We start from the raw sequence: 13839 nt of genomic DNA on the forward strand, positions 1-13839 counted from the left end.
TCTCCGCCGTCTCCAGCGTCCCAGCAACCGCCTCAGCAGCGCCGGTGAAGGGGGTTCTAAGTATAACCAGCCCTAGCCGCAAGCGGAAAATGACGTTGTTGAGCATTTTTTTGCACTTTCCCTTAAAAGCATTTTTAATCAATAGGTTACGCTGTCTCAAGGAGTGCCTTCCTAGTGCCGATTGGCACTTTTCCCAACAAGTGTCCATCGACCAACCTTACCGGCAACAGGTGACACTACTACATATAGGGAGTCTGTCCATGTCGGACACAAGGCCACGCGACTCGAACCAGTGAATCGACTCGGAATCCCGACCAGATTCTACGTGAAAACCTTCAGTACCAGGTTTTGCCCTATTCCGATTCAGAGAACGTCACATCGCTCTGATGGCACCAGCAGAGCGCCTGCATTCTAAACACCCATCTTGCACATCCCTTTGGGATGCGGTCTGGTCGCGACAATTCCTTTCCGGTTTCAGCAACGAGACAGACATGGCGCGCCACCCTAAGTTTCCTCTGGTCCGAACCGTCGGTATTGACGGGGCGCTTGTGACCTTTGCGGATACGATGTCTGACACCGCCAACCGCGCGGCGCTGTCGTTTCGTTCCGAAGTGGATCGACTTCAATGGGACGAGGTTACCGAGTCGTCAGCCTCCCTGGGCTCGGCTTTTGTTCGGTTTGATACACACCGCATTTCTCATCAGCAGATGCTGCTCAAGCTTCAGGACCTTGTTGAGCAAAAGGACTGGTACACCGCTCCTTTACCGACAGGCCGCAGGCTGTGGCGTGTTCCGACGGTATACGGCACCGATCTTGCACCTCAGTTGGACGATGCGGCGGCCGCTGCCGGTCTGACGCCGGGAGAAGCGGTGCGGCGGCTTGGACAATCCCGCGTTCGGGTTTTGACAATCGGGTTCGCCCCCGGGCAGCCATACCTTGGACCACTCGGCCCCGAGTTCAACATACCCCGACTGCAAACCCTGACCCCCATGGTGCCCGAAGGTGCCTTGGTTCTGGCGATCTCTCAATTCGTTCTGTTTTCCGGACCTACCCCAACCGGATGGCGTCATGTCGGACAGACCGCCTTTCGGTGCTTTCGACCAGACATGACCGACGCTTTCGCGTTGAAGCCCGGGGACGAGATAGTGTTCGAGCCCGTTGCCCGCGAAAAGTTCGAACACATCCGAACCAATAACAGTGACGGTTTTGGCGGCGCGACCTGCGAGGAGATCACGCAATGACCCTGATCGTTCGCCGTGTCGGTCCGGCTTGTACCATTCAGGATCAGGGGCGCACTGGTTATCTGGACCAGGGCCTGTCCCGATCCGGCGTCGCCGACATAATCGCGCTGCATGAAGGAGCAGCGTTGCTGGGACAGAGCCCGGAGCTTGCCGCACTGGAAATGGCCGGGATGGGTGGCGAGTTTGAAGCCACACAAACCATGCGCATCGCTTTGACCGGGGGCCGGATGCAGGCCAGTATTGATGGCAGTCCCGTGGCCTGGAATGCGTCGCATCATTTGGAGGCCGGACAACGGTTGGTCATCGGCGCGGCTCTGCACGGCAGCTATGGCTATCTCCATTTGGGTGGCGGCATCGATTCAGAGGTTTTTCTGGGCTCTCGCTCGGCGCACCTGACGGCGCGGATCAGTCGGGCAGTACAACAAGACGTTACATTGCCATGCGGCCCGGACACAGGCGACGCGGGCTTGAAGCTGACACCGGTTGAACGCTTTTCGGGCGGAGTGCTGCGTGTTGTAGCCAGTTTTCAGACGCCCCTGTTCGACCAACCGACACTCGATCGGTTTGCCCGCACTGCGTTTCATCGTGGCGCGCGCGCCAACCGGATGGGGATGCAGTTGGAAAGCGACGGCGACGGCTTTGCGGCCTCGGGCCAGTTGAACATATTGTCCGAGGTGATCACCCCCGGCGATATCCAGATGACCGGTACCGGAGATCCGTTCATCCTGCTGCCGGAATGTCAGACCACGGGTGGGTATCCCCGCATCGCAACCGTTTTGCCCTGCGACATGCCACGCGCGGCACAGACACCTGCGGGTGGAGCAATCAGGTTCGAATTCATCAGCTTGGATCAGGCCACCGAATTGCACAGGGCTTTTTTGTCAGACCTCGCGAGACTGCCATCAAAAGTCGAGCCGCTGGTGCGTGACCCGCATGACATATCGGACCTGTTGTCCTACCAATTGATCGGCGGAGTGATCTCTGCCACCGACTGAGGAGATGTGCCAATGCCAAGCGTCGATCTGAATGCCGATATGGGGGAAAGCTTTGGTCCCTGGAAGATGGGCGATGACGAAAGCCTGCTGAAAATCATCACGTCTGCCAACATCGCCTGTGGCTTTCACGCGGGTGATCCGGATGTGATGGCTTCGACCATGAAGCTGGCGGCCGAGAATGATGTCGGTATCGGCGCGCATCCCGGGTTTCCCGATCTTCAGGGCTTTGGCCGCCGGAACATGAAACTGCCACACGACAATCTGCGCAATCTGGTACGCTATCAGTTGGGTGCTGCTGTGGGCATGGCCAAGGCGGTCGGCACCACGGTTCGTCACCTGAAACTGCACGGCGCACTGGCCAATATGTGCTCGGTCGATATCGATATGGCGCGGGCCTGTTATCAGGGCGCGCTGGACGTCGATCCCGACATCATCGTCATGGTTCTTGCTGTGACCAAACAGGAAGAGGCCGTCCGCGAGCTGGGCTGCAAATGGGTGGGCGAGATCTTTGCTGACCGCGCCTATAATGACGACGGCACATTGGTCGACCGCAGCCTGCCCGGTGCCGTTATCCACGACGCCGATATCGCCGGACTTCGCATCCTCAACATGGTCCGCGAAGGTGCCATTATCACAGAAAGCGGCAAGCGGCTGGAAACGTCGATCGACACGATCTGTCTGCACGGGGACGGGCCTACTGCGGTTCAGATCGCGCGTTCGGTTCGCGAAAGCCTGATAGGCGGCGGCGTCGAGGTCACGAAATTCATCCGCTAGCCACCCCGCTTTAACTTCTACGCCCCAAATTCACGACTGTTGCCCAGACAGGCCTCAGCGCCTAGCATGACGGCAAGTGCATGTTCTGAATACTACAATTTCAAGCAACGCCTTGGCCCACAGCGGGCAAGCGCAAGGAGGTCGTCGAATGTCATTTGATCTGATGTCTTACCAACCCCGGGGCGACAAGAAGAACTCGGACTTCTTCAACGAATACCTGCCGCGAATATACGAACGCCGGACAAGCTCGGGCATTGCGGATCAGGTCGGCGCGATGCGGGCGATCGTCATTCAGGTCGAACCTGATGCGCTGTTCGAGACAATGGTCGAACTTTATGTGATGACACCCTACCGTCACACTGCCAGCTATCTGGGCCAGACCCATAGATTCTCGGTCCTGCATTCGCATCCCGACTACCCTGCGCTGATCCTGATGGCCCCGCTCAGCCTGGGTTTTGAAGACTTCATTCCCCGCATCAATCGCATGTACCCGCTGGCGCGGAGCACGCCGCAAACACGTTATGTTGGCGAGATCTTCGCAGCTTGTGATCTGAAGGCGCTGACCGGGGCGCTTGAAGACCAGAATATTCGCTTTGAATACTCCGGCGACACCGAAAACCCGTTCTACACATCTGACGGGTTCCGGTTCACCACCCCTTCGGATTTCACCTGCAACCGGGTCGGGTACTCAACGCATGACTTCAACGACACCGACAGCCTTGGCCTGGGCGACCGCGTGTTGCTGAGCGATACGGAACTGGCCCGCCTGGAACAGGCCGCGGCCTTCGGTTCGGACAGCAAGATTGCCCCGCTCATGTTGGGCATTGACCATCTTGCAACGCGGGTGCTGGCGGGTGAGCGCGAGGATGCAATCCTCGAGTTTCTGACCATGGTGCCCTACTACTTCTGGGGGGCCTACAACATCTTCGACATGAATTCGTCGACCAATGTGAACCGTAACGCCAATGTGGATGATGACAAGAAGTCTCCGGCCAAGGTGTTCACTGCGAACAACACACCATCCTTCGTCAATTCCTTCGCCAAGCTGCCGATGCCGACCGAGGATTTCGTGCGCAATTTTGGCCGCCGCCTGCATCATATGGCCGTCGAGATTCAGGACGGCGATCACGGCGCCGGGGAAAAGAATGTCGATTTCGTTGTGAATACCCTGAAGGACAAGGGCGTGCCGTTCCTGGCCCATGTGGTGGGCGAGTGCAAGGACGACCCGAACCTGAAACAGATCTTCTCGAAACACTCAAAGCATACCCTGCTGATCACCGAATACATCGAACGTTGCCATCACTATGACGGCTTCTTCACCAAGGACAATGTCGCCGCCCTGACCGCAGCTGCAGGGCAAGACGAACAATACCAGCACGGCCACGTTTTCGATTGAAAAAAGGGCTGCGGATTACCGCAGCCCAGACCCATTCAGGAGAGAATATGCCGAGCCTTATGATGGCCCGATCATGAAACAGGTGACGTTGCGGGCTTGCAGACGGCGGCAGGCCAGATCAGCCTGTTCGCGGGTCATGCCCTGAAAGGTTGCGTCAAAGCCACGCGAGCTTTGGTTTACCTTGCGCAGCGTGCCTTCCAGCGTGGTCATTTCCGACAAAGCAGTTTTCAGCAGAACCTTCTCGGCCTCGTACCGCGTGGTGTAGCGACCCACATTGACGCCCCACAAATGCCCACCCGACGAAGACAGGCGGGTGACGACCTCTTGCTCGGGCTCTGGCTGTTTGGCTGTTTCGGTCGAAGCCAGCACCAGATTGTCCGGGCGCAGTGCCGGACGGGTGTCAGATGTTTCCACGGGCGGCGCTGTTGGTGCGACATCCGCTTCGGCAATGGCCGCCGCGATCCCGTTGGAAATGCGATCACTGTTCTGATCGGCTGTCACTGCAATCGCGCTTGCGACTTGCGTCGCTGCGGTCGGACGCACGATCGGGCGCAGGCTGGATTTTGGCGCTCCGCTCACGCTGGCAACCTGCGTGCCGACACCCAGACCGGTATTGCCCGCATAGGCCGGACGGGCGGGTTTGCGAATGGGCGCGCGCGACGGGGCACGGCGGAAACCCATATCCAGAAGCTCCGCAACCTTGGCATTTCGCGAAGCGGTGGATTTTCCGCCGAAAACGGTCGCGATGATACGTTCATCCTTGCGTTTTGCCGATGCCACCAGATTGAAGCCTGCAGCACGGGTGTAGCCGGTCTTGATGCCATCTGCACCTTTGTAGGCAGCCAGCAAGCGGCGGTTGGTGTTGGGAACGGTCTTGATCCCTGCATGGGTCGATTGACGCGAGAACAGGTTGTAGTACTGCGGAAAATCGTAAAGCAGATGCCGCCCCAGCGTGGTCATGTCACGCGCGGTCGACAGGTGCCCCGACTCGGTCAGGCCATGGGCGTTCTTGAAGGTCGTGCGGCTCATACCCATCGCCTTGGCGGTTCGGGTCATGCGGCGCGCAAAGGCCGCCTCGGACCCGCTGATGGCAATACCGATGGCCGTAGCCGCATCATTGGCCGATTTTACCGCGGCTGCGCGGATCAGATAGCGGAACGCAATCGTCTGGCCCGAGCGCAGGCCCAGTTTCGACGGCGGCTCTGCCGCTGCTTTTTTGGTGATCCGAACCGGCGTATCCAACGTGATCTCACCGTTACGCACCGCCTCAAACGCAATATAGAGCGTCATCATCTTAGTCAGCGAGGCCGGGTGAAGCCGTGTGTCTGCATTGCGCGAATGCAGAACCTCTCCGGTTCGGGCATCGATGACCATTGCCGCGTAAGGTGCTGCGATGGATTTGAGCGGCGCAAACGCCAGCACACATAGCATCGCTATAAGGAATAAGCCCATTCGGGCCGGAACTGTCCGCCGAATCTGCACGATCTTTGCCTCTGTCTGCCTCGCGCCGCCGGGTTTTCCCAGTCAGCTAAAATTATTTTATTACCGTCAAGGCTATCACAGAGACCCAATGAAATAAACCGAAAGCTGAGCATTTCGCGGTTTCGTTATGCTGCGCAGGAAGGGCTACATCTAGGGGAACGCGGCCACCGACCCACCAAATGCGCGATTACGGCAGAACTTCGTCCGTGGCTGGCCGGGTTTTTGTGAAACTGCGGCCAAAAGGCAACATCACCTCAGGCTGTGCACCAGATCGCCCAGATCGCCCAAATCCCTCAACTCACGGAATCGAGGGCTGTCGACCGGGGCGTCAGCATGCTCTACCTCCCAAACAAGGCCATGCGGGACGTAGACGCCCCAGCATCCGGCCTGAATCGGCGCCACAACATCGGACCGCATGGAGTTGCCAACCATCATTGCGGCTGCCGGACCATCACCGTGCTGTCGGAATATGGACCGGTATGTTTCGGGCGTCTTTTCAGAAACGATTTCGACGGCATCGAATAAATCACCCAGCCCGGACTGGGCCAGTTTGCGCTCCTGATCGATCAGATCGCCTTTGGTGATCAGGACGACCCGATATTTGCCGGTCACGCCTTCCACGGCTTCACGGGCATGTGGCAACAGCTCGATCGGATAAGCCAGCATCTCCTGCCCCGCTTCGATCAATTGGCGAATGACCGAGGCCGGAACGCGGTCATCCGTCACCTCGATAGCGGTTTCGATCATCGACAGAACAAAGCCTTTGATTCCGTAGCCATAATGCTTGATGTTGCGTTTTTCGGCAGCCAGAAGACGTTCCATCAAGTGATCCCGGTCGGCATGATCTTCGAGCAGTTCGGCAAAATACGCCTGCGTCAGCTGAAAAAACCGCTCATTATGCCAAAGGGTATCATCCGCATCGAACCCGATTGTTGTCAGCTTATTCGTCATCCTGATTACGTCCGCTTGCTCTTTTCACCGGCCCTACCCACGTTATATAAGCGCGAAGATAAACCCAAAGCCTGAATCGGACAGTTGCCTACGATGCTGGAAAAGACCTGGATGATGTCTGACGAACCGGACGACGACAATGATGCGTCCGTTCTGGTGCAGACGCGCCCAAAAACCAAGCGTCCACCTTTGTACAAGGTGCTGTTGCTGAACGACGATTACACCCCAATGGAGTTCGTGGTTCACGTGTTGGAGCGTTTTTTCGGCATGACCCATGCTCAGGCGTTCGAGATCATGCTGACCGTCCACAAGAAGGGCGTCGCGGTCGTAGGCGTCTTCAGCCACGAGATTGCCGAGACCAAAGTTGGCCAGGTGATGGATTTTGCCCGCAGGCACCAGCATCCGCTGCAATGTACAATGGAACGCGAAGAGTAAGGCGTTTCGCCTGACGCCTCGCACTGCCGGAATAGCCCATGTCCCCTCGCCTGGAACTTGCTTTGCAGAACGGTCTGTCGCTGACAGACCCAGTAACTGTTCTTTGCCCTGTGCCAGACCATGATCTGTCGTCCTTGCCCCACGGGTCAAAGGTGGTGCAGCCTTTCAAGCCGTTTTACGATCATTTTACCGCGCAAGGCTTTGACACGGTGCCCGAAGCGGAGGGGCCCTGTCAGGACGCGATTGTCTTTCTGCCGCGCGCGAAGGCGCTGGCGCGAGCAATGATCCAACAAGCCAATTCGCTGGCAAAGGGCTGTGTCGTCATCGATGGGGCCAAGACCGACGGCGTGGACAGTATCTTGAAAGATATACGCAAGCGGGTTCCGGTCGAGGGGCCTTTGTCCAAAGCGCATGGCAAGATATTCTGGTTTCAGGCAGACGCACAGGCCTTTGCGGATTGGGCCGCACCTAAGGCACAGATGGTCGATGGATTCCAAACAGCGCCGGGCGTGTTTTCGGCGGACGGGATCGATCCGGCCTCGGCCATGCTGTTGAAGGCCTTGCCTGCCAAACTTGGACCGCGTGTGGCTGATCTGGGCGCAGGTTGGGGGTATTTGTCCGCAGAACTCCTGAAACACGACGGGGTGAAATCCGTGCACCTGGTCGAGGCAGATCATGCGGCCCTCACCTGTGCGCGCGTCAACGTAACAGACCCGAAGGCACAGTTTTACTGGGCGGATGCCGTCACCTGGACAGCGCCCGAGCCCATCGACACGGTGGTGATGAATCCCCCGTTTCACACCTCGCGCAGCGCAGACCCAACATTGGGTCAGGGCTTTATCACCGCCGCCGCCCGCAATCTGACGCGCAACGGAACCTTGTGGATGGTCGCCAACCGCCATCTTCCTTATGAAACAACCCTGAACGATCATTTCGTTCAGGTCGATGAAACCGCCGGTGACAATCGGTTCAAGGTGTTTCAGGCCTCTCGCCCTCGGCGCTAAGGCTCGGTAACCTGCCCCCAATTCAGGAGGATTCGGATGTCCTTTTCCATCGCAGGCAAGACAGCAATCGTGACAGGCGGGGCCAATGGTGTTGGTTTGGCCATCGGACGGCATTTCGCGGATGCGGGCGCAAATGTCATGTTCGCTGACATGGACGAAAAGAGCCTTGTCAATGAGTTGGGTGAGCAGGCAGAGGACGGCAACATCCGGTTTTTTGCAGGCGACCTGCGCGAGAAACTGACCATTGCCAATCTGCTGTCGGCCACGCTGGATGCGTTCGATCAGGTAGACATCCTGATCAACGGCGCGCGTCAGGTGATTCCGTCCGATCCGCTGGATCCCGACGACGACTCGATGCGCAACTTGCTGAACCAGAACCTGATGCCCGCCCTGCGGCTCAGCCAATTGGTGGCGAAACGCATGATCAAGCAGGCCGGGGATGATGATGAAAACCCCGCAGGGTCGATCATCAACCTGTCATCCATTGCGGCCCGGCGCACGCATCCGGACCTGATGGCCTATTCCGTATCCACCGCAGCGCTGGATCAGATGACCCGGTCGCTGGCCGTGGCGTTGGCGCCCAACCGCATTCGGGTCAATTCCATTGCGCTCGGCTCGGTAATGAGCGCATCGCTGCAATCGACCCTGAAAGAAAACCGCGATTTCCGCGACGACATCGAAAAACACACACCGCTGGCCCGTATCGCGTCGGCCACCGAGCTGACGGAAACCGCACAATATCTGGCATCTGATGCGGCGGGGTTCATCACCGGCCAGATCCTGACGATTGACGGCGGACGCACCCTGCTTGACCCTGTTGCAGCACCCGCGCATTAAGACCCATGTTCGAAACAGAAAAATCCACCGCATCCGCCTGGTTCCGCCAACTGCGCGACAACATCGTAGCCGCGTTCGAAACATTGGAAGACAGTCACGACACCGGCCCGTTCTCGGACGCGAAACCCGGGCGTTTCGAGGTCAAGGAAACCAAACGCCATTCCGAGGACGGCTCGGATGCGGGTGGTGGTTTGATGTCAGTGATGCGCGACGGGCGTGTGTTTGAAAAGGTCGGGGTCAATGTCTCGACCGTTTACGGCACGTTGGGTGAACGCGCGCAACAGGCAATGGCCGCGCGCAAAGGCATCCCCGGAATGACCGAGGATCCGCGTTTCTGGGCCTCGGGGATCAGTCTGGTGGCGCATATGCAGAACCCGCATGTCCCTGCGGTGCATATGAACACGCGGATGTTCTGGACCCCGCACGCCTGGTGGTTTGGTGGCGGATCAGACCTGAACCCCTGCATCGAATATGACGACGATACTGCGCATTTCCACGCCGCCCAAAAGTCCCATCTGGATCCGCATGGACCCGGGCACTATCCCCGCCTGAAAGACTGGGCGGATGAGTATTTCTATATCCCGCACCGCAAGCGCGCGCGCGGTGTGGGTGGGATATTCATGGATGACTACTGCACCGGCGACTGGCAGGCTGATTTGGCCCTGACGCAGGATATCGGGCGGGCTTTCCTGCCTGCCTTTCTGCCATTGGTCGAAAAGCGGCGCGTGCAGGGCTTTTCGGATGCAGACAAGAATACCCAGCTTGTGCATCGCGGTCTCTATGCCGAGTACAACCTTGTATACGACAGGGGTACCAAATTCGGGTTGGAGACCGGGCATGACCCGGATGCTGTTCTGATGAGCCTGCCGCCGATGGCGAAATGGATCTGACGTTCAGAAACTGTCCATGATGAAGTTATCATAGCAGTAATTCTGTGCCGACACTGCCGACATGTTTGCCCCTACTTTCCTGACGGTGACGGAATACCCCGGCTTGGTATCCGCACCCGGCGGCGGGGTCAGGGAAAACTGCACGGTTCGAACACCGGGTTCATAGGCCCGCCAGATATAGATCCGCTGGTTGTTCGGCACGCCCAGCGCGCGGATTGCATAATCGCCAATCCCGCACCAATAGTTCACGGGCGCAGACGAACCGACAGCCTTTACCTCGTAAACCCCATCCGGCAATGCCGTGATTTCCGTGCGAAACGTCGGACGGACTTGCAGGCCAAACCCGACAGCCTCAGCCAAAGCAGGCATCAATACAAGCGCAGCGGGGGCGAAAACCTTAAAAAAACGCATGATCCAAGCATCCCGAAAAAGGGTCCCTATACCCAACAGCATAGCCGGGTCAGCCCCCGAGTAAAGCGGCGCGTAGCTGCGATAGAGATGATCCGACCGCGGCGGGGAAATTCTTCTACCCATATCTCCCGAAAACGTTACACTAGAGCTAAGGTTTTGGTTCGTATCAAAAAGTTGGCCTGTCCCGTTGAGCAAAAGCTTCCCGAAAGACTGGTTCGATTTCCCGCCCGAGAAGTATGCCGATCTGGGTGCGATGTTCTATTTGGCCGGGCTGACGAAAACACATCAGAAACGCAGTCTGGCGCAGGTTCTGTATGCGTTTGAAACGCCTTTTCGCCTGGGACAGTATCAAATCTTCCGGCAAAACGGATTTCCGCGTGGCTTTGTCACCTTTGCCGGGCTCAGCCCCGATGCCGAGTATCGGTATGCGGTGAAAGAAAAACCCCTCACGGACACGGATTTCACCAGCGGATCTTCGTTCTGGATCATTGATCTGGTGGCTCCGTTTGGACAGACCAGTCAAATTGTTGATATCCTCAAGCAGGAAATCCCGCACCCGCGTGTACGCACCAACCGGATGGACAGCGACATGACACGCAACCGGATCGTTGAATGGACGCGGGATGAGGCAGGCGAGGTCCAAATGCGCCTGTATCGGAAGAAGGAGTTTGAGCGCATGTTGCAGGAAGGCGAGGGTTAATTGGTTTCTGTTCCAGTCACAGGTGAATTGACCGGTGATGTGACCGGGTTTCCACCCAATGTGGAGACGGGACAGGCGACGCTGAACAACGGGACATTCAACGCAACCACGCAAAACTGGACGATTGCAACGCAGCCCGCCAACGGCACCGCGTCGATAGACCCGAACACCGGGCAGTGGACCTATACCGTCGATCCGACTTTTTTCGACAGTCTGGATGACGGCGAAGTTGTCTTTGATTCTTTCTTCATCAGTGTCACGGGCACGACGACAATCGGTGGGTTTACCATTCCGTTCACTGGCACACCGGATCCGGTTGAAGTGGTCATCAGGATCGAAGGCGTCTGCTTTGCGGCCGGTACTTTGATCAAGACTGAAGACGGCCCTCGCGCCATCGAAACACTGGACGTGGGCCACAAGGTCGAAACTGTCGATCACGGGCTTCAACCTATTCGATGGATCGAAAGCAGTACGATTCCGCCTGAACGATTATGCGACGAGCCCGCGATGCGGCCCGTTCGTATCTCGGCGGGCAGCCTGGGTCCGAAAAAACCAAAACAGGACCTTCTGGTGTCGCAGCAACACCGCATTCTGGTAAAGGGTCCGAAGGTCGAGTTGCTTTTTGGCGCGACCGAGGCATTGGTTGCCGCCAAGCACCTGTGCAGGTGGCCCGGAATCTACATCGACACGTCGATAGAAACGGTCGAATACCTCCACATCCTGCTGGATCGACATGAAATTCTGAATGCCGACGGCGCACAGGCCGAAAGCCTGTTTCTGGGGGAAGAGGCATTGCATACGCTGTCCTCGGACGCACTGCAGGAACTCGCAGCCATATTCCCGGACCGACCAGCCTCGGGCCATACCGGGTTTGGGCGTGCAGCTCGGCTAATTCTGCGCGAACACGAAGCCCGCGCATTGGCCTGAGACTAGCTGCCGGTCACAATGCGCCCGCCGACATCCTGTGGGGCGAGGGCAACCGTCTTGATCACCGCGTGACATGTGCCACCCGGTTGCAGGTTCAGTGCCGCAACGGACCGGCGCGTGACCCGCGCCAGAATATTGCCCGCTGGGGTTTTTATGGACACGATCGCACCCGGTCCCTCGCCCGAGCGGATCGAGTCGATCGTGCCGCTGAGCACGTTCAGCGCCGACAGCCCCTGGGGTTTTTGGTTGGACAGGATCACTTCTTGCGCTGGAATGCGGATACGCAGATGTGTCCCGACTTCCTGTTCGATACGCGGCAGAAACAACCGCGCGCCGTTGGCGTTCAATTCTGTCAACCCGTCGGAATGGTGTTTCAGAACCTGCACCTCCAATACAGCCCCGACCGCGCGGATGCCCGCCGGGGCCACCGACGGATCGGCCAAAACCTCGGACGCAGGCCCGTGTCGCACGACCTTGCCATCCTGCAACGCAACGACGGACGTTGCCAGACGGGCCACTTCGGCAGCCGAATGGGTCACATAAAGGATCGGGACCGAGACCTCATCCCTGAGACGCTCAAAATAAGGCAGGATCTCCGCCTTGCGCGCGTCGTCAAGTGCCGCCAGCGGTTCATCGGCAAGGATCAGACGTGGGCTTGCCAGCAACGCGCGCCCGATGGCCACACGCTGTTTCTCGCCACCCGACAGCCCGGCAGGTCGCCGATCCAGAAGATGTCCGATACCCAGCATATCGATAACTTTGCCGGGGTCTTCGCGCCGGGCTGTTTTCGGCGCGAACCAGCGGCCAAAAGAAAGGTTCTGGCGCACGGTCAAATGCGGAAACAACCGCCCTTCCTGAAAGATATACCCCAGGCGCCGCCGATGCGGTGGCAGCCAGAGCCCCTGTTCGGTGTCGAACAGAACCCAATCATCCACGGCCACCCGCCCCGCCTGAGGCCGCAGCAGCCCCGCAACTGCGTTGACGATGGTGGTCTTGCCCGAGCCGGAACGCCCAAACAATACCGTCACGCCGGGCGGAGCATCGAAAGCGACGTCCAGATTGATCCCCGGCAATTGATGATGCAACCGAACAGACAGGTTCATGATCCGGCCACCCGCGCTGCGGCGCGCCGCCCTACATACTCCGACAGTAACAACGCGCTCATCGCGATGACGATCGAGATCAGAACCAGCCGGGTTGCAGCACCCTCGCCCCCAGGAACCTGCAAAAAGGCATAAACGGCAGAAGGCAGGGTCTGCGTCTGACCCGGGATATTGGACACGAAGGTAATCGTTGCCCCAAACTCACCCATGGCCTTGGCGAAGGCCAAAATGGAACCGGCAATGACTCCGGGCAATATCATCGGCAAGGTTACGGTCAGAAACACCATCGGGCGGGATGCCCCCAGTGTGGCCCCTGCCTGTTCCAGCTTTGGGTCCACCGCCTCGATCGACAGGCGTATTGCCCGGACCATCAGCGGAAACGCCATGATCCCGGCTGCCAGCGCGGCCCCTGTCCAACGAAAGGCGACAACGATGCCGAACTCGGCCAGAAACCGCCCCATCGGCCCCTGAATGCCGAAGGTCAGCAACAACAGATAACCGGTGACGACCGGTGGCAGGATCAGGGGCAAATGCACCAGACCGTTCAATATCTGCCGCCCGGGGAATCGCCAGCGAGCCAAAGCGTAGGCCACAAAAACCCCCAGCGGCAGAGTCGCCAGCGTCGCCCAGAACGACACGCGCAGGGAAAGCTTCAGCGCTTCAATTTCGGCGGAACCCAACCAATCCAACGGG

At 58.4% G+C, this 13839-nt stretch carries 15 protein-coding genes; 10 read left to right on the forward strand and 5 right to left on the reverse strand.

Features of this window, described 5'->3' with window-relative positions; genetic code table 11:
- The first annotated feature begins 491 nt into the window (after nt 1-491).
- The 4 genes from ACR0LF_RS06825 (at nt 492) to ACR0LF_RS06840 (ending at nt 4406) form a co-directional block, all read left to right on the forward strand.
- Nucleotides 492-1241, forward strand: coding sequence for a 5-oxoprolinase subunit B family protein (locus tag ACR0LF_RS06825; protein WP_480582185.1), 750 nt, complete (start codon nt 492-494; stop codon nt 1239-1241).
- Nucleotides 1238-2236 carry a 5-oxoprolinase subunit C family protein gene (locus ACR0LF_RS06830; RefSeq protein WP_480582187.1) on the forward strand — a complete coding sequence of 333 codons (999 nt, stop codon included), beginning with the start codon at nt 1238-1240 and terminating at the stop codon, nt 2234-2236. Before ACR0LF_RS06825 ends, ACR0LF_RS06830 begins: the two co-directional genes overlap by 4 nt.
- Before the next feature lie 12 nt (nt 2237-2248).
- Nucleotides 2249-3010: a LamB/YcsF family protein gene (locus ACR0LF_RS06835; protein WP_480582189.1), complete on the forward strand. Its 762-nt coding sequence runs from the start codon at nt 2249-2251 to the stop codon at nt 3008-3010.
- A 148-nt stretch (nt 3011-3158) separates the two neighbouring features.
- Nucleotides 3159-4406 (forward strand): hypothetical protein, encoded by a 1248-nt coding sequence (locus ACR0LF_RS06840; protein WP_480582191.1) that lies wholly within the window; start codon nt 3159-3161, stop codon nt 4404-4406.
- A 57-nt stretch (nt 4407-4463) separates the two neighbouring features.
- Here the strand turns inward: ACR0LF_RS06840 and ACR0LF_RS06845 are convergent, their stop codons facing one another.
- The gene (locus tag ACR0LF_RS06845; RefSeq protein WP_480582193.1) at nt 4464-5858 is read right to left on the reverse strand and encodes a D-alanyl-D-alanine carboxypeptidase family protein; all 1395 of its coding nucleotides are present in this window, start codon (nt 5856-5858) and stop codon (nt 4464-4466) included.
- A 279-nt stretch (nt 5859-6137) separates the two neighbouring features.
- Nucleotides 6138-6839 carry an HAD family hydrolase gene (locus tag ACR0LF_RS06850; protein WP_480582195.1) on the reverse strand — a complete coding sequence of 234 codons (702 nt, stop codon included), beginning with the start codon at nt 6837-6839 and terminating at the stop codon, nt 6138-6140.
- A gap of 93 nt (nt 6840-6932) precedes the next feature.
- Between ACR0LF_RS06850 and clpS the strand changes: the two genes are divergently transcribed.
- From clpS to hemF, 4 genes are read left to right on the forward strand one after another with little or no spacing between them, the layout of a single operon-like run.
- The gene (clpS, locus tag ACR0LF_RS06855; protein ID WP_480582197.1) at nt 6933-7274 is read left to right on the forward strand and encodes an ATP-dependent Clp protease adapter ClpS; all 342 of its coding nucleotides are present in this window, start codon (nt 6933-6935) and stop codon (nt 7272-7274) included.
- Between the two features lie 38 nt (nt 7275-7312).
- Nucleotides 7313-8278 carry a class I SAM-dependent methyltransferase gene (locus ACR0LF_RS06860; RefSeq protein ID WP_480582199.1) on the forward strand — a complete coding sequence of 322 codons (966 nt, stop codon included), beginning with the start codon at nt 7313-7315 and terminating at the stop codon, nt 8276-8278.
- Nucleotides 8279-8314: 36 nt separating this feature from the next.
- A complete protein-coding gene (locus tag ACR0LF_RS06865; RefSeq protein ID WP_480582201.1) occupies nt 8315-9115 on the forward strand; it encodes an SDR family NAD(P)-dependent oxidoreductase in 801 nt (266 codons plus the stop codon).
- Nucleotides 9116-9120: 5 nt separating this feature from the next.
- Nucleotides 9121-10005, forward strand: coding sequence for an oxygen-dependent coproporphyrinogen oxidase (gene hemF, locus ACR0LF_RS06870; RefSeq protein ID WP_480582203.1), 885 nt, complete (start codon nt 9121-9123; stop codon nt 10003-10005).
- Between the two features lie 3 nt (nt 10006-10008).
- Here the strand turns inward: hemF and ACR0LF_RS06875 are convergent, their stop codons facing one another.
- Nucleotides 10009-10416 carry a hypothetical protein gene (locus ACR0LF_RS06875; RefSeq protein WP_480582205.1) on the reverse strand — a complete coding sequence of 136 codons (408 nt, stop codon included), beginning with the start codon at nt 10414-10416 and terminating at the stop codon, nt 10009-10011.
- A gap of 187 nt (nt 10417-10603) precedes the next feature.
- Between ACR0LF_RS06875 and ACR0LF_RS06880 the strand changes: the two genes are divergently transcribed.
- Both ACR0LF_RS06880 and ACR0LF_RS06885 read left to right on the forward strand, forming a co-directional pair.
- Nucleotides 10604-11116: a toxin-activating lysine-acyltransferase gene (locus ACR0LF_RS06880; RefSeq protein WP_480582207.1), complete on the forward strand. Its 513-nt coding sequence runs from the start codon at nt 10604-10606 to the stop codon at nt 11114-11116.
- On the forward strand, nt 11117-12043 hold the full coding sequence (locus ACR0LF_RS06885; protein ID WP_480582208.1) for a Hint domain-containing protein: 927 nt from the start codon (nt 11117-11119) through the stop codon (nt 12041-12043).
- Nucleotides 12044-12045: 2 nt separating this feature from the next.
- Here the strand turns inward: ACR0LF_RS06885 and modC are convergent, their stop codons facing one another.
- Complete coding sequence (gene modC / locus ACR0LF_RS06890; protein WP_480582210.1) at nt 12046-13146, reverse strand: molybdenum ABC transporter ATP-binding protein; 1101 nt, start codon at nt 13144-13146, stop codon at nt 12046-12048.
- Entirely contained in the window at nt 13143-13835 is a 693-nt protein-coding gene (modB, locus tag ACR0LF_RS06895; protein ID WP_480582212.1) for a molybdate ABC transporter permease subunit, read from the reverse strand. The genes modC and modB overlap by 4 nt, the downstream gene beginning before the upstream one ends.
- Between the last annotated feature and the right edge of the window lie 4 nt (nt 13836-13839).

The sequence above is a fragment of the Ruegeria sp. E8 genome, assembly GCF_056533985.1.